At 72.8% G+C, this 15,781-nt stretch carries 16 protein-coding genes; 13 read left to right on the top strand and 3 right to left on the bottom strand.

Annotation, left to right across the window (positions count from 1 at the left end):
- Positions 1-30: 30 nt before the first annotated feature.
- The 8 genes from ribD (at position 31) to AB0G74_RS23580 (ending at position 6,146) form a co-directional block, all read left to right on the top strand.
- Positions 31-1,146, top strand: a complete 1,116-nt coding sequence (gene ribD / locus AB0G74_RS23615; protein ID WP_361149518.1) for a bifunctional diaminohydroxyphosphoribosylaminopyrimidine deaminase/5-amino-6-(5-phosphoribosylamino)uracil reductase RibD — start codon at positions 31-33, stop codon at positions 1,144-1,146.
- Positions 1,147-1,148: 2 nt separating this feature from the next.
- Complete coding sequence (locus tag AB0G74_RS23610; protein ID WP_361149515.1) at positions 1,149-1,763, top strand: riboflavin synthase; 615 nt, start codon at positions 1,149-1,151, stop codon at positions 1,761-1,763.
- On the top strand, positions 1,760-2,401 hold the full coding sequence (locus tag AB0G74_RS23605; RefSeq protein WP_361149512.1) for a nicotinamide mononucleotide transporter family protein: 642 nt from the start codon (positions 1,760-1,762) through the stop codon (positions 2,399-2,401). Before AB0G74_RS23610 ends, AB0G74_RS23605 begins: the two co-directional genes overlap by 4 nt.
- Positions 2,398-3,690 (top strand): bifunctional 3,4-dihydroxy-2-butanone-4-phosphate synthase/GTP cyclohydrolase II, encoded by a 1,293-nt coding sequence (locus AB0G74_RS23600; RefSeq protein ID WP_361149509.1) that lies wholly within the window; start codon positions 2,398-2,400, stop codon positions 3,688-3,690. The genes AB0G74_RS23605 and AB0G74_RS23600 overlap by 4 nt, the downstream gene beginning before the upstream one ends.
- A 135-nt stretch (positions 3,691-3,825) precedes the next feature.
- Positions 3,826-4,311: a 6,7-dimethyl-8-ribityllumazine synthase gene (ribH, locus tag AB0G74_RS23595; protein ID WP_361149505.1), complete on the top strand. Its 486-nt coding sequence runs from the start codon at positions 3,826-3,828 to the stop codon at positions 4,309-4,311.
- A gap of 33 nt (positions 4,312-4,344) precedes the next feature.
- A complete protein-coding gene (locus tag AB0G74_RS23590; RefSeq protein ID WP_358824813.1) occupies positions 4,345-4,626 on the top strand; it encodes a phosphoribosyl-ATP diphosphatase in 282 nt (93 codons plus the stop codon).
- A gap of 174 nt (positions 4,627-4,800) precedes the next feature.
- Positions 4,801-5,649: an ATP phosphoribosyltransferase gene (gene hisG, locus AB0G74_RS23585; protein WP_361149502.1), complete on the top strand. Its 849-nt coding sequence runs from the start codon at positions 4,801-4,803 to the stop codon at positions 5,647-5,649.
- Positions 5,650-5,663: 14 nt separating this feature from the next.
- The gene (locus AB0G74_RS23580; RefSeq protein WP_361149499.1) at positions 5,664-6,146 is read left to right on the top strand and encodes a PH domain-containing protein; all 483 of its coding nucleotides are present in this window, start codon (positions 5,664-5,666) and stop codon (positions 6,144-6,146) included.
- A 107-nt stretch (positions 6,147-6,253) separates the two neighbouring features.
- Here AB0G74_RS23580 and AB0G74_RS23575 read toward each other — a convergent pair whose 3' ends face one another.
- Entirely contained in the window at positions 6,254-8,209 is a 1,956-nt protein-coding gene (locus tag AB0G74_RS23575; protein ID WP_361149497.1) for an AAA family ATPase, read from the bottom strand.
- Positions 8,210-8,597: 388 nt separating this feature from the next.
- The gene (locus tag AB0G74_RS23570) at positions 8,598-9,209 is read right to left on the bottom strand and encodes a hypothetical protein (RefSeq protein WP_361149494.1); all 612 of its coding nucleotides are present in this window, start codon (positions 9,207-9,209) and stop codon (positions 8,598-8,600) included.
- Positions 9,210-9,498: 289 nt separating this feature from the next.
- Here AB0G74_RS23570 and AB0G74_RS23565 point away from each other — a divergent pair, with 289 nt between their 5' ends.
- The 3 genes from AB0G74_RS23565 to AB0G74_RS23555 all read left to right on the top strand — a co-directional run bounded on the left by AB0G74_RS23565 (position 9,499) and on the right by AB0G74_RS23555 (position 12,588).
- Positions 9,499-10,878 carry a peptidase C39 family protein gene (locus AB0G74_RS23565; protein ID WP_361149492.1) on the top strand — a complete coding sequence of 460 codons (1,380 nt, stop codon included), beginning with the start codon at positions 9,499-9,501 and terminating at the stop codon, positions 10,876-10,878.
- Between the two features lie 151 nt (positions 10,879-11,029).
- Positions 11,030-11,191, top strand: coding sequence for an SCO1431 family membrane protein (locus tag AB0G74_RS23560; RefSeq protein WP_361149489.1), 162 nt, complete (start codon positions 11,030-11,032; stop codon positions 11,189-11,191).
- A 224-nt stretch (positions 11,192-11,415) separates the two neighbouring features.
- Positions 11,416-12,588: an acyl-CoA dehydrogenase family protein gene (locus AB0G74_RS23555; RefSeq protein ID WP_361149486.1), complete on the top strand. Its 1,173-nt coding sequence runs from the start codon at positions 11,416-11,418 to the stop codon at positions 12,586-12,588.
- 126 nt (positions 12,589-12,714) lie between these two features.
- Here the strand turns inward: AB0G74_RS23555 and AB0G74_RS23550 are convergent, their stop codons facing one another.
- Positions 12,715-13,152, bottom strand: a complete 438-nt coding sequence (locus tag AB0G74_RS23550; protein WP_361149483.1) for a hypothetical protein — start codon at positions 13,150-13,152, stop codon at positions 12,715-12,717.
- Positions 13,153-13,356: 204 nt separating this feature from the next.
- Here AB0G74_RS23550 and AB0G74_RS23545 point away from each other — a divergent pair, with 204 nt between their 5' ends.
- Positions 13,357-13,797, top strand: coding sequence for an Lrp/AsnC family transcriptional regulator (locus AB0G74_RS23545; RefSeq protein WP_361149481.1), 441 nt, complete (start codon positions 13,357-13,359; stop codon positions 13,795-13,797).
- 67 nt (positions 13,798-13,864) lie between these two features.
- Complete coding sequence (locus tag AB0G74_RS23540; RefSeq protein ID WP_361149478.1) at positions 13,865-15,520, top strand: amidohydrolase family protein; 1,656 nt, start codon at positions 13,865-13,867, stop codon at positions 15,518-15,520.
- Positions 15,521-15,781: the final 261 nt, after the last annotated feature.

Here is a 15,781-nt window from a genome sequence, read left to right as displayed (position 1 = left end):
GAGTCCGTGCCCGAGAGGCAGGAGGACCCGGTGGTCACCGCAGCCGACACCGCCGCCATGCGCCGAGCGATCGCGCTCGCCGCCCGCGGCCTCGGCTCCACCAGCCCCAATCCCGTCGTCGGCTGTGTCGTCACGGACGGCACCGGCCGGACCGTCGGCGAGGGCTACCACCGGCGCGCGGGCGGACCGCATGCCGAGGTCCACGCCCTCACCGCCGCCGGTGACCTGGCCCGTGGCGGTACGGCGTACGTCACGCTCGAACCGTGCGACCATTCCGGACGCACCGGACCCTGTACCGGCGCCCTGATCGACGCCGGGATCCGCCGGGTCGTCTACGCGGTCCCCGACCCCACCCCGCTGGCCACCGGCGGCGCCGCCACCCTGCGGGCCGCCGGGATAACGGTCGAGGAAGGGCTGCTCGAAGCCGAGGCGCGGGACGGGAACACGGTCTGGCTCACCGCCGTCCGTACCGGCCGCCCCCATGTGCTGTGGAAGTACGCCGCCACTCTCGACGGCCGGATCGCCGCCGAGGACCGCACCAGCCGCTGGATCACGTCCCCCGAGGCCAGGGCAGATGTCCACCGGCTGCGGGCCGAGGCGGACGCCGTCGTCGTCGGCTCCGGCACCCTCGCCGCCGACGATCCCCAGCTCGCGGTCCGCGGCGTTCCCGGCGCCGTCCAGCCGCTGCGGGTCGTCCTCGACAGCCGGGCCACCGTCCGCCCCGGCGCCCGGGTACTCGACGACACCGCGCCCACCCTGATCGCCGTCGCCGAGGACGCCGACACCGGGCGGATCACCGGCACCGGCACCGGTACCGGTATTGACGTAGTACGGCTCCCGGCCGCCGACACCGGCACCGGGCTCTCCGTCCCGGCCCTGCTGACCGAGTTGTACGGGCGGGGCATCCGCTCCGTCCTCCTCGAAGGCGGCCCCACCCTCGCCGGTGCCTTCGTCGCGGCGGGCGCCGTCGACCGGGTCGTCGGCTATCTCGCCCCCGTCCTCCTCGGCGCCGGCCCCGCCGCCCTCACCGGCGGAGGAATCGGCACGATCGCCGACGCGTTGCGTCTCGACATGACCGAGGCCGTCCGGATCGGTCCCGATCTGCGGATCACCGCCGTGCCCGCCACCACACCCAAGGAGCGCTGAGAGTGTTCACCGGAATCGTCGAAGAACTGGGCCGGGTCACCGCCGTCGAGCACCTGGGCGACGCCGCCCGCTTCCGGCTCCACGGCCCGGTCGTCACCGACGGCGCCCGGCACGGCGACTCCATCGCCGTCAACGGTGTCTGCCTCACCGTCGTCGCGACCGCCGACGGCGAGTTCACCGCCGATGTGATGGCCGAGACCCTGAAGCGCTCCAGCCTGGGCGCGCTGGAGCCCGGCGCCCGGGTCAATCTGGAGCGCCCCACGGCCGTCGGCGGACGGCTCGGCGGCCATATCGTGCAGGGCCATGTCGACGGCGTCGGCACCATCACCTCCCGCACCCCGTCCGAGCACTGGGAGACCGTCGAGATCGCCCTCCCCGCCCAGCTCGCCCGCTATGTCGTCGAGAAGGGCTCCATCACCGTCGACGGGGTCAGCCTGACCGTGGTCGACGCGGGTGACGACCGGTTCACCGTCAGCCTCATCCCGACCACCCTCGCCCTGACCACCCTCGGAGTGAAGGGCCCCGGCGACCCGGTCAACCTGGAGGTCGACGTGATCGCCAAATACGTCGAGCGGCTGCTCGGCGCCCGTACCGGAACGGGGGAGAACACCCCATGACCGCGTCCTGGCTGAACGCCGAGGCGTTCACCGCCTTCGGCCAGACCATCATGTGGTCCGACATGATCGGCAATGTCATCGGCCTGGTCGCCCTCGCCCTCGGCTGGCGCCGCTCCATCTGGACCTGGCCCGCCCAGCTGGCCTCCGGCGCGGTCCTCGTCACCGCCTACGCCTCCGCCCAGCTCTCCGGCGGCGTCGGCAAACAGCTCCTGGTGATCGCGGTCGCCGTCTGGGGCTGGCGGCAGTGGACCCGGGGCGACCGGATGGCCCGCGACGGCTCCGTCGCGGTCCGCTTCGCCACCTGGCGCGAGCGTGCCCTCCTCGCGGGCGGCGCGGCCGTCGGCACCGCCGCCGTCGGCGGGCTCTTCACCCTCTACCCGTCGCTCTCCTGGAGCCCCTGGGCCGATGCCTACATCTTCGTCGGCACGGTCGTCGCGATGGTCGCCCAGGCCCGCGGACTGGTCGAGTTCTGGTTCGCCTGGCTCCTGGTCGACATCGTCGGCGTACCGCTCGCGTTCAACAGCGGGCTCGCCTTCTCCGGCCTGGTCTACCTGATCTACTTCGCCCTCGTCCTGTGGGGACTGCGCGACTGGTGGCTGCGCTCCCGCACCCCCGTACTGGAAGGAACACCGGCATGATCCCGGCACCCACGTGGTACTCCACCGACAATGTCGAGGACTTCGCCCTCGACCCCGTCGAACAGGCCGTCCGCGAGATCGCGGCGGGCCGCCCGGTCGTGGTCGTCGACGACGAGCGCCGGGAGAACGAGGGCGATCTGGTCATCGCCGCCGAGAAGGCCACCCCCGAGGTCGTCGCCTTCATGATGCGGGAGTGCCGGGGGCTGATCTGCGCCCCGATGGAGAGCGACGAACTCGACCGGCTCGACCTCCCGCAGATGGTGGAGCGGAACACCGAGTCGATGCAGACCGCGTTCACCGTCTCCGTCGACGCCGCGCCCCGCTACGGCGTCACCACCGGCATCAGCGCCGCCGACCGCGCCACCACCCTGCAACTGCTGGCCTCCGGCACCGTCGAACCGTCCGACCTGGTCCGCCCCGGCCATGTCTTCCCGCTCCGGGCCAAGCCCGGGGGAGTGCTCGCCCGCCCCGGCCACACCGAGGCCGCGATCGACCTGGCTCGGCTCGCCGGACTCCGCCCCGCCGGGGCGATCGTGGAGATCGCCGGTGAGGACGGGGTGATGCTGCGGCTGCCCGAGCTGATCCCCTTCGCCCGGCGGCACGGCCTGACGATCATCTCCATCGAGGACCTCATCGCGTACCGCAAGGCCACCGAACCCACCGTCCTCCGGGAGGCCGAGGTCGATCTGCCCACCGCCTTCGGCCGGTTCACCGCCTACGGCTACCGCTCGGTCCGCGACGGCGTCGAACACGTCGCCCTGGTCCACGGCGATCTCTCCGAAGACCCCGACGACGTCCTGGTCCGGGTCCACTCCGAATGCCTGACCGGCGACGTCTTCCATTCCCTGCGCTGCGACTGCGGCCCCCAGCTCCAGGAGTCCCTGCGGCGGATCGCCGACGAGGGCCGGGGCGTCGTGGTCTACCTCCGCGGCCACGAAGGACGCGGCATCGGGCTGCTGCCCAAGCTGCGCGCGTACGAACTCCAGGAACGCGGCGCCGACACCCTCGACGCCAATCTGGAGCTCGGCCTCCCCGCCGACGCCCGGGACTACGCCGCCGGGGCCGAGATCCTCGCCGACCTCGGGGTCCGCGGACTGCGGCTGATGACCAACAACCCCGACAAGATCAGCGCCCTCACCGGCCTCGGGCTCACCGTCCACGGCCGGGAGCCGATGCCGGTCCAGGCCGGTGAGCACAATCTGCGCTATCTGCGGACCAAGCGCGACCGGATGGGCCACGACCTGCCCTGGCTCGACCCCTCCGCGGTCTCCGCCTGCGGCAATCAGTGACCCCTTCCGTACCACCGGCTCCATCGGTTCCACTGGTACCGGTTCCCACCGGACCGGCCGAACCATCAGTACCTCTCGCACCACAGGCATGACCCGTTCCACCCGATCGATCCATCCGACCTCCCGAGGAGAAGCGTGAGCGGCAAGGGCGCACCCGAACTGTCCGTACGGAACTGCGGAGACCTCCGGGTCGCCGTCATCGCGGCCCAGTGGCACGAGAAGGTCATGGACGGCCTCGTCGACGGCGCCCTGCGCGCCCTGCGGGAGCTGGGCATCGACGAACCCACCCTGCTGCGGGTCCCCGGCAGCTTCGAGCTGCCCGTGGTCGCCAAGGTCCTCGCGGGCCGCGGCTACGACGCAGTCGTCGCCCTCGGTGTCGTCATCCGCGGCGGCACCCCCCACTTCGACTACGTCTGCCAGGGCGTCACCCAGGGCCTCACCAAGGTCTCCGTCGACACCGGGGTGCCCATCGGCTTCGGCGTGCTGACCTGCGACACCGAAGAGCAGGCCCTCGACCGGGCCGGGCTGCCGGGATCCCGCGAGGACAAGGGCCACGAGGCCGTGACCGCCGCCGTCGCCACCGCCGCGACGCTCCGTTCGGTGAGCGAACCCTGGCGCTGAGCGGCACCCCGGACCCCGTACCCTGAGACCATCATGGCGAACACGACCCGCAAAAGCTTCGAAGAACTCTTCGCCGAGCTGCAGCAGAAGGCGGCGACCGGCGACCCCGCGACCTCCCGCACCGCCGAACTGGTCGGCAACGGCGTCCATGCCATCGGCAAGAAGGTCGTCGAGGAGGCCGCCGAGGTGTGGATGGCCGCCGAGTACGAGAGCAAGGAAGCCGCCGCCGAGGAGATCTCCCAGCTGCTCTACCACGTCCAGGTGATGATGGTGGCCAAGGGGATCTCCCTCGACGACGTCTACGCCCATCTCTGAGCCGGGCCCACGCCCGCCGGCGGGCCGGGGACCGTCCCCCGGCCCGTTCCGCTCACCCGAACCCGTGCCCCTCTCCTGAACTCCCGAAGTTCCGAACTCGCGAACTGCTGAAGTTCCGAAGTCCTGAAGTTTCGAAGTCCGTCATCCCGTACGTCACGTAAGGAAGCCGATCCCATGCTGCGCATCGCCGTCCCCAACAAGGGCTCACTGTCCGCACCCGCGGCGGCGATGCTCCATGAGGCGGGCTACCAGCAGCGCAAGGAGTCCAAAGAGCTGGTACTCGTGGACCCGGAGAACGAGGTGGAGTTCTTCTACCTCCGCCCGCGCGATATCGCGATCTACGTCAGCTCCGGACGCCTCGACATCGGCATCACCGGCCGTGACCTGCTGCTGGACTCCGGCGCCGACTCCGAGGAGATCCTCGAACTCGGCTTCGCCCGCTCCACCTTCCGCTACGCCACCCGGCCCGGTACCGCCCGCGGCCCGCAGGACTTCGGCGGGATGACGGTCGCCACCTCCTACGAGGGCATCGTCGCCCGGCACCTGGCGGAGAACGGTATCGATGCCTCCGTCGTCCACCTCGACGGCGCCGTGGAGACCGCGATCGAGCTGGGCGTCGCCCAGATCATCGCCGATGTGGTGGAGACCGGCACATCGCTGCGGAACGCCGGTCTGGAGGTGATCGGCGACCCGATCATGACCTCCGAGGCCGTGGTGATCCGCCGTCGCGGCGCGGGCACCGACGACCCCAAGATCCAGCAGTTCCTCCGCCGCCTCCAGGGCGTCCTGGTCGCCCGCGCGTACGTGATGATGGACTACGACTGCCGGGTCGAGCACCTGGAGCAGGCCGTCGCCCTCACCCCCGGTCTGGAATCCCCGACGATCTCCCCGCTGCACCACGAGGGCTGGGTCGCGGTCCGTTCGATGGTCGCCGCCAAGGAGGCCCAGCGGATCATGGACGACCTCTACGAACTGGGCGCCCGCGCCATTCTCACCACCGCCATCCACGCCTGCCGGCTCTGAGGAATTCCGTGACCATGTCCGCATCCGCGTCGTCCGCCCCCGCCCCGGCCGGGCCCGCCGGGCCGCCCGCGCTCCCGGTCACCTTCCGGCCCCACCGCACCCGGATCGTGCTGCTCTCCGTCGGCGCGGTGATGTTCGCCGTGATCGCCGGGACCGGTCTCGTCCTGGAGAAGCTCAGCCTCGGGGAGCGGATCAGCTTCGTCACCACCGCCGCGGGCTTCTTCTTCGTGCTCTGGCTGCTGGCCCGCCCGAGGGTGGTCGCCGACGACGAGGGCGTCACCGTCGTCAACTTCACCCGTACCCGCAGGCTGGCCTGGGCCGAGATCGTCCGGGTCAATCTCCGCCGGGGCGACCCCTGGGTCTTCCTCGACCTCAGCGACGGCAGCAGTGCCCCGGCCCTCGGCATCCAGCCCGGGATCGCCCGGGAGCAGGCCATCGCCGACGCCCGCGCCCTGCGCGCCCTGGTCGAGGCCAGGAGCACCACCGGGACCGAGTGACCGTACGACCCCGAGACCCGGACCGTACGCCCGCGTACGCCGCCGGGCTCAGGCAGCCGTACGACCCCTTGAAGCATCACCGGGGAACGACCCCGGGAGCCGTCCGCTCACGGCGCGGGCGGCTCCCCGGGGCCCCGGTCCAGCGGTCCGCGCCCCGACAGCACCTCGCCGTACGCCTGCATCAGATCCGGCAGCCGCAGCGTCGACAGATCCTCCCGGGTGGGGGTCCCCGGATAGCCGGAGAGCCGCAGATCCCGGTAGGCGCAGCTCTTCTCGTAGAGCGTCCGCAGAAAGCGGCCGTTGCCCAGCTCGTCGACCCACCGCTGGTCGACCACATGGCCGCAGATGGAGCGCAGCTCCTCCACCGCCTCCTCGTCCCACTCGTCGCCGTTCTCGGCCGCCAGTACCTCACCGATCCGGGTCAGTTCCAGCGGCCGGTACGAGGGGAAGTCGACCCGGGTGGTGAACCGCGACGTCAGCCCCGGGTTGGCAGCCAGCAGCCGGTCCATCCCCTCGGGATAGCCCGCCAGGATGACCACCAGATGGTCCCGGCTGTCCTCGGCCCGCTTCAGCAGCACCTGGAGCGCCTCGTCCCCGTAGGCGTCGCCTTTGGCGTAGCCGGAGTTCGAGAGGCTGTACGCCTCGTCCACGAAGAGCACCCCGCCGAGCGCCGAGTCGATCAGCTCATTGGCCTTCACCGCCGTCTGGCCCAGGAACTCGCCGACCAGATCGGAACGCTGGGCCTCGACGAGATGGTCGCCGCCGAGCAGCCCCAGCGCGTAGAAGACCCGGCCCAGTATCCGGGCGACCGTGGTCTTCCCGGTCCCGGAGGGGCCCGAGAAGACGAAGTGCCGCTTCGGCGGCTGGACGGGCAGCCCCTGGTCGGCCCGCAGCCGGGCCATTTCCAGCTGCGCCGAGAGCGCTTTGACCTGCCGCTTCACCGGCTCCATCCCCACCATGCGCTCCAGCTCGGCCAGCGCCTCGGCGAGCAGCGCCGGATCGGTGGGTCCCGAGAGGTACGGGGGAGCGGGGGCAGGAGCGGACCGCGCGCCGCCCGGCGGCTGCGGTCCCGGGGCGGTCGAGGGGGACGAGACGGTGCCGGACGGCTGGGCCGCCGCCGGGTCGGTACCCGGCCGGGCGCCGTCCGGGGCGGTTCCGTCGGCCTCCGTGTCCGCCGTCTCCGGCCCCGGCCCGTATCCGGCGAGGGAGACCGCGAGACCGGCCCCGGAGGGGGTGTCGTAACCCGCGGCCAGGGCGGTGGCGACCCCGTCGGCGCCCAGCGGATCCAGCGGGTCCATCCCGTCGTACTCGGCGATCGCCGCCAGCCGGGCGGAGGTGTCCATGAAGCCCGGATCGACCCGGTGCACGGCCCGGTACAGCGGCAGGGCCGCCGCCGTACGGCCGGTGCCCTCGTGGGCCCGGGCCAGCCAGTACCGCAGCTCCTTGCGCTGCGGCTGCTCGCTGCGGCAGCGCATCAGCGCCGTCGACAGCAGCGGCTCGGCCTGGCCGTACATCTCCAGCCTGACCCGGGCCATCCCGGCGAAGAGCCCCGCCTCGATCCCCAGCAGGGCATCGTTCACCAGCGGCTCGGTATGCCGGACCAACTGCTCCCAGTCCTTGACCAGATAGGCCCGGCAGGCGTGCAGAAAGCGCACCTGGGGGTCGGTGTCGACCGGCGGCAGTCCGGCGAGGGCACGGTCCAGTTCCGGTACGTGGCGGCCGTCGAGCCAGTGCGAGGCGTGGGCCAGCAGCAGATCCCGCGGGCTCTCCAGCACCGGCTGGACCCACCAGCCGAGCCAGTACCAGGAGTTGAGAGTCCGGCGGTGGCGGGCGCGCTGTTCGCCGAAGCGGTCCCGGGCGCGGTACATCCGCAGCAGGGCGTCGGTGGTGTCGACCCGCAGGGCGTGCAGCCCGAGCCAGCCGTCGGCCATGCCGGGGTCGAGCCGGACCGCGGCCCGGAACTCCTCCTCGGCCTGGGGATAGGCGCCCATCGTGTACGCGTCCACTCCGCGTACCCAGGCGAGATCGGCCGGGGCCGGAGCGCCCTGCGTGCCGAGGTCCATCAGGTCCCCCATAAGTACACCGACTGAACCGCCTCGGCGCCGGACGACGCCGACCTACGGGGACGGGAAGCGGTCCCACGCGAGGGAATCGTACCCGCGCGCGGTCACCGGGCTTAAGGGCTCGGGGACGATCGCGCGGCGGTGACCGAGGGTTAGGGCACTCGGGCGGCGGAGGGCGCGGGAGGGGCGGCCGAGGGCAGAACGAAGCCCCCGATCACGGGGGAACAACCGGGGGCTTCGCGTCTGCGGCGGCTCGAAAGCCGCACATTGAGAACGTAAGACCTGTACACCCCCTGGGTCAAGCGGAGTTCAGGTACTCGTGAGGCGGATTCCCGACACCTTTGTACGACCGGGAGCGGCGGTCACCCTATGTGATGAAGTGATGCTCTCATGCGGTCGCGGAGGGTCCCGGGAGTACCCGGTATCCCTCATGGCACTCCCGTATCAGAGTGTCGGCATGGGGGCGGGACGGATCGGCCAGGAAATGACCGGTCTCGGCCACGCTCCAGGAGTCCCAGAAGGCCGAAAGTCCGATGCCGTCCCGGTCACGGCCCCGGGGCCAGGACTCCTCGGGCGCCCGTTCCATCCACAGGAGGCGGGCCAGCCGGGGCCGGAGCGCGGCCCGGCCCGCGCCGACGCCCTCGATCAGGATCACGGGGGAGGGCGGCAGGGCGCGTGGGGCGGTGAAGCGGCGCGTATTCCAGTCGTACGGCTCGTAGTGCGCGCTCACGCCCCGCGAGAGGGGTTCGATCACCTGGTCGAGCAGTCGCCCGGTCCAGTCGAAGTACGCCTCGTGACTGGCGAGGTCGTCGAGGTGGAGCACCCCGACCGGGGGCTCCGTACCGCCGGGCGCCCGGGCGGCGAGCGCCGCCGCGAACCGTCCGGTGAAGGTGCTCTTGCCGGATCCGGCGTGGCCGTCGACCGCGATCAGCCGGACCGGGCCGCACGAGGGCTCCGCCGCGTACACCTCCCCGGCCAGCCGGTCCAGCGCGTCATCCATGCGTCCAGCCTAAAGGGGTCGGGCGGCGGGGGACGGGCCGTCAGTGGTCCGACCAATGTTGGTGCGCGGCCCGGGCTCCGGAACGCTGGCCCCGGGGGCGGCGGCCGGGTGATAGTGGGCCCGTCGCGGTCCGGCGGGCCCGGTCCGGCGGAGGTCGCCGACACCGGAGCCCCGGCGGTCCACCGATGATTTCCGCTCCGCCGGCGACCGTTCCGGGTTCCGTTCCCGCCCGGCCGTCCCGGCGTTCGTCAGCGTCGTCTCCGGCGGCGCGTCCGACTTGGGGGTCACCATGGCCAGAGCCACCACGCGCAGGACCGTGCTGGGCGCCGCGATCGCGGCCGCCGCCGGCGCGGGGGCCTTCACCGCCGCCACCCGGGCCGCGGCCCTGCCCACGCCGTCCACCGCCCCCGGGTCCCCCGCCGCCCCCGCGCGGTCGGCCCGGCTCGTGGACAACCGCTTCTGGACCTCCTACACCGACTGGCGCTGCGGGGAGGCCGACGGAGTCCGGGTCGTCGCGGGCCGCCGCCCCGGTGTCGCGTTCGGCCGGCCCGCCGGGGTCGCCGACTACACCGATCCGCACACCGGGCGAACCGAGCCCTGGGAGTACGCGGTCTGGGTCTCGCCCGAGCACCGCCCCGACGTACCGGCGACCGAGATCGTCCCGTCCTGGAACGCCCACACCCCGGCCGGGACCTGGCTCACGGTCGAACTCCGCGGTACCTACGCCGACGGCGCCGAGACCCCGTGGTTCGTCCTGGGCCGCTGGGCGGCGGGCGACGGCGACATCCGCCGTACCTCCGTCGACGGCCAGACCGACGGCCGGGCCACCGTCTGGACCGACACCCTCTCCGTGGACGACGCGGCGAGCGGTACCCGGCTGGTGGCGTACCGGCTGCGGCTCACCCTCCATCGCAGGCCGGACAGCCGGGCCACCCCCACGGTCTGGCGGCTGGGCGCGATGGCCTCCGCTGTGCCGGATCGTTTCACCGTCCCGGAGACCACCCCGGGACCGGCCCGCGAGCTGGCCGTACCGAGGTACTCCCAGAACATCCACATCGGCCGCTACCCCGAGTACGACAACGGCGGCGAGGCATGGTGCAGCCCCACCTCCGCCCAGATGATCATCGAGTACTGGGGCCGCAAGCCCACCGCGGACGAACTGGCCTGGGTGAACCCGGCCTACGACGATCCGCAGATCTGCCACGCGGCCCGGTTCACCTACGACTACCAGTACCAGGGCTGCGGCAACTGGCCCTTCAACGCCGCCTACGCCGCGACCTACCCCGGTCTGAACGCCGTGGTCACCCGGCTCGGCTCGGTCACCGAACTGGAGCGCCTGGTCCGGACCGGGATCCCCGCCATCACTTCCCAGTCCTTCCGCGCGGAGGAGCTGACCGGCGCGGGCTACGGCACCGCGGGCCATCTGATGACCGTCATCGGCTTCACCCCCGACGGCGATGTGATCGCCAACGACCCGGCGTCCGACGACAACCCCGCCGTCCGCCGGGTCTACCGCCGCCGGGAGTGGGAGAACATCTGGCTCCGTACCAAGCGCTACGACGCCAACGGCCGGGTCAGAAGTGGAACGGGCGGGGTCTGCTACCTCTTCTGGCCCGAGCGGCCCACCCCCGCCCAGCGCCGGGCCCTGGCCGCCCACGGCATCCACTGAGCCCGTGCCGCCCGGGGGCCGGGCGACGCGGTGACGAGACCCAGGTCACTGCCGTCGCGCGGCCCGGATGGCACTGTGGTCGCAACGTTCCGGGGTGCTTCGTACCGGATCCGGGGCGTATGTCCGAGCCGACCGACCGAGTGGGACCGCCATGACCGCTGCCGCCGCCTCCGTACCCTCCCCGTCCACCGCCCCGGCCGCCCGCGCCCGGACCGGCGGCCCCGGCGACCGGGCCGATCTGCTGGAGCAGATCCTCGGCTGGACGCTGGTCGTCCTCGTCGCCGTTCTGGTCACCCGGCTGGGCCTGCTCTGACAGCACTCGGCCGCCGTCGTCACCGGGTGATTTCGCGGTCGTATCCCGGCCGGGAAATCACCCGGTGACGGCGGTGCGCTGATCGGGCATACTCAACGCGCCGACCGCCGACATGGGGCCTTTCCGCGATCCGGGAAGGCAGCATCGGCACGGCAGAAAACGGTGGCGCGCGCACACCCGTCGACGCGTGGCACCGCAGCGCCCGACAGGGAGGAGAGCGCGCTATGTCCGACCGTGCCCCGCAGCCGGTGGAACGTCAGCTGCCGACCGAGGAGGCCGGGGAGCTGATCGCCCTGGCCCGTGAGATCGCCCGGCGGGAGATCGCCCCGCGCGCCGCCGACGAGGAGGACGCCGGGCAGTTCCCGCGCGACACCTTCGCCCTGCTCTCCGAATCCGGACTGCTCGGCCTCCCGTACGGTGCCGAGTACGGCGGCGGGGAGCAGCCGTACGAGGTCTATCTCCAGGTTCTGGAGGAGCTGGCGGCGGCCAGGCTCACCGTCGGCCTCGGCGTCAGCGTCCATTCGCTGGCCTGCCACGCCCTCGCCGGATACGGCACCAAGGAGCAGCGGGCGGAGTGGCTGCCCGCGATGCTGGGCGGCGGTCTGCTGGGCGCGTACTGCCTCTCCGAGCCGTCCTCGGGTTCGGACGCCGCGTCCCTGCGCACCCGGGCCGAGCGCGACGGCGACGACTGGGTGATCACCGGTACCAAGGCGTGGATCACCCACGGCGGGATCGCCGACTTCCACACCGTCTTCGCCCGGACCGGCGGCCCCGGTGCCCGGGGGATCACGGCCTTCCTGGTCCCCGGCGGGGCCGAGGGGCTCGTACCGGCCGCCCCGGAACGGAAGATGGGGATGAAGGGGTCGCCCACGGCCCAGCTCAATTTCGACGGCGTCCGGGTCCCCGACAGCCGCCGGATCGGCGACGAGGGGCAGGGGTTCGGGATCGCCCTGGCGGCGCTGGACGCGGGTCGGCTGGGGATCTCCGCCTGTGCCGTCGGGATCGCCCAGGCCGCGCTGGACGAGGCGGTGGGCTATGCCGCCGGACGCCGCCAGTTCGGCCGGCCGATCGCGGACTTCCAGGGAATGCGGTTCCTGCTCGCCGATATGGCGACCAAGGTGGAGGCGGGCCGCGCGCTGTATCTGACCGCCGCCCGGCTCCGGGACGCGGGACGGCCCTACTCCCGGCAGGCGGCGATGGCCAAACTCTTCTGTACGGACGCGGCGATGAGCGTCACCACCGACGCCGTGCAGGTACTGGGCGGCTACGGCTACACCGCGGACTTCCCCGCCGAGCGGTACATGCGCGAGGCGAAGGCATTGCAGATCGTGGAGGGGACCAACCAGATCCAGCGGATGGTGATCGCCCGTCATCTCACCGGTCCCGAGACCGGCTGAGGAGGGGAGGGGCGGGCTGTCGGCCTGCCCCTGCCGAACGGCCGGGCGGTGGTCCGCCCGGTCCCGGTGGTGGCGGGGCGCCCCGGTCCGTGGAGCGGGCGCCCGGCGCCGTCGTGGCGGCCGGGATCAGGCCGCGCGGTCGCGCATCGCGGGCAGCCTGCGCAGCGGTCGCGACCCGGGGCCGCCGACGTGCGAGAAGGGCTGCATCCGCCAGTCGAGCCCCTGGGGGAGGGTCAGCAGCAGACCCATCTCCTGCTCCTGGGGCTCCGGGTCCTCGTCGGCCGAGCGCGCCTCGGCGGACGACCGGCCGGTGCCCGCGCACACGGTCAGTCCGAAGGGGTTCCAGGGGGTGGGGCAGAGGGCGTGCTCGGGCAGTACGTCCTCGTCGGCGAGCAGCGCGATCGGCTGCGCGCAGTCCGGGCAGACGACCCGGAACATCTCGAAGGTCTCGTACGCGTTCACCTCGTCCGGCTCGGCGGCCCTCCCGGACTCCGCGGACCCGGCCGTCTCGGCCGGATCAACGGGCTCCGGTTCGGTACGAACACTGTTCTTGACACTCTGCATGGAGAATCTCCCCCTCGGGTGGGCCAACCTGGCTCGTGTGGCCTCGACCACACCAAGCACTTCCCATCCGCAGTGGTGGATAACCATCCGGTTACGGTCAAGACCATTCCAATCCTGTGGCGTTCGTCACATCGATAGGTCGCCGGGCCCGCCGGGCCGCCGAGCGGTGTGCCGGAACCCCCGCGGGCAATTAAGTTGATGCGCATGGAGGAGCTGGATCGTCAGATCGTCGAGTTGCTCGTCAAGGACGGGCGGATGAGCTACACCGACCTGGGCAAGGCCACCGGCCTGTCCACCTCGGCGGTGCATCAGCGGGTCCGCCGTCTGGAGCAGCGGGGTGTCATCCGGGGCTATGCGGCCGTCGTCGACCCGGAGGCCGTCGGGCTGCCGCTGACGGCGTTCATCTCGGTCAAGCCCTTCGACCCGAGCGCGCCGGACGACATCTCCGAACGCCTCGCGGGCGTCGCGGAGATCGAGGCGTGCCACAGCGTCGCGGGCGACGAGAACTACATCCTCAAGGTCCGGGTCGCCACCCCGACCGGCCTGGAGAACCTCCTCACCCGGATCCGTACCCTCGCCGGGGTCTCCACCCGGACGACGGTCGTCCTCTCGACTCCCTACGAAGCCCGCCCCCCGAGCCTCTGACCCCCCGTCCGCCCGCCCCCCCCGGGCGTGCGGCGTCGCTTTCCGGACACGGCCTAGGCTGGGCGCCATGAGTGATCGCACCGCCCCCGTTCCCGGCGCTCCCGATGTTTCCGAGCGGACCGTTCTGCTGCGCGGCGGCGAGGTCCACAGCCCCGCCGACCCCTTCGCCACGGCGATGGTCGTCGAGCGGGGCCATATCGCCTGGGTGGGCTCCGAGGGGGCGGCCGACGCCTTCACCGACGGCGTCGACGAGACCGTCGACCTCGCCGGAGCGCTCGTCACCCCGGCGTTCACCGACGCACATGTGCACACGACGGCCACCGGGCTCGCGCTCACCGGACTCGACCTGTCGGGCGCCGCGTCCCTCGCCGACGCGCTGGCGCTGGTACGGAAGCACGCCGCCGCCCACCCGGGCGACGCGGTCCTGCTCGGCGGCGGCTGGGACGCGGCCCGCTGGCCCGAGCGGCGGCCGCCGTCCCGGCCCGAACTCGACGAGGCGACCGGCGGGCGGCCGCTCTATCTGCCCCGGGTCGACGTCCACTCGGCCGTCGCCACCACCGCCCTCCTCGACCTGGTCCCCGGCGTCACCGGGCTGACCGGCTACCACCCCGAGGCCCCCCTCACCGACGCCGCCCACCACGCCGTACGCGCCGCCGCCCACGCGGCCGTCACCCCCGCCCAGCGGACGGCCGCCCAGCGCGCCGCCCTCGACCGGGCCGCCGCCCTCGGCATCGGCACCCTCCACGAGTGCGCCGGGCCCGAGATCTCCTCCGAGGCCGACCTCACCGGACTGCTCGCCCTCGCCGCCGACGGCCCCGCCCCCCGGGTCGTCGGCTACTGGGCCGAACCCGTCGCGGACGCGAAGGACGCCGAACGGATCCGCGCCCTGGGCGCCCTGGGCGCGGCCGGTGACCTCTTCGCCGACGGCTCCCTCGGCTCCCACACGGCCTGTCTGCACGCCCCCTACGCCGACGCGGATCACACCGGTAAGGCCCACCTCGACGCCGCCGCGATCGCAGCCCATGTCGCCGCCTGTACCGAGGCCGGGCTCCAGGCCGGCTTCCACGCCATCGGCGACGCCGCGCTCACCGCCGTCGTGACCGGCGTACGGGCCGCCGCCGACCGGCTGGGCACCGCCCGGATCAGGGCCGCCCGCCACCGGGTCGAACACGCCGAAATGCTCACCCCCGAACACATCGCGGCCTTCGCCGAGTTCGGGCTCACCGCCTCCGTCCAGCCCGCCTTCGACGCCGCCTGGGGCGGCGACGAGGGCATGTACGCCGAACGGCTCGGCGTCGAACGGGCCCGCACCCTCAACCCGTACGCCGCCCTGCTGCGCGCCGGGGTGCCGCTCGCGCTCGGCTCGGACAGCCCGGTGACCCCGCTGGACCCGTGGGGTACGGTCCGGGCCGCCGCCTTCCACCGGACGCCCGAGCACCGGATCTCGGTCCGGGCCGCCTTCACCGCCCACACCCGGGGCGGCTGGCGGGCCGTCGGCCGGGACGACGCGGGGACCCTGGTCCCCGGGGCGCCCGCCGACTACGCCGTCTGGCGGACCGGCGACCTGGTGGTCCAGGCCCCCGACGACCGGGTGGCACGCTGGTCCACCGACCCCCGCTCCGGCACCCCGGGGCTGCCGGACCTGACCCCCGGTGCCGAACTGCCGTTCTGTCTTCGTACAGTTGTGTCCGGACAAATCATCTTCGATCGTCTCAATGGGTGACGTCCGGACATTTCGCTCAACGGCCCGGCCCTCCGGGCTCTCCGCCGCTACCTGCGGGTCTGCGGTGCCGGTCGGGTGAATTGGGCAAACCGCCCAGATCGCACGACTGTTGACACGGAGCGCCCAGGGGCGGGTAGGTTCGGCCGAGTCCACCACAGGACGTCCGACCGGACGAGCATCCACACACGTCTCGAACGCCGCTGGGCCATGGGGCAGCGCACCGCACCGGAGCGCTGCCACTGGGAGCCAGGTCCAGCGCCC

The organism is Streptomyces sp. NPDC020875, from assembly GCF_040641415.1.
GTDB lineage: Bacteria > Actinomycetota > Actinomycetes > Streptomycetales > Streptomycetaceae > Streptomyces.
Note: the sequence above shows the minus strand (reverse complement) of the source record. Positions and strands in the feature narration are given on the sequence as shown.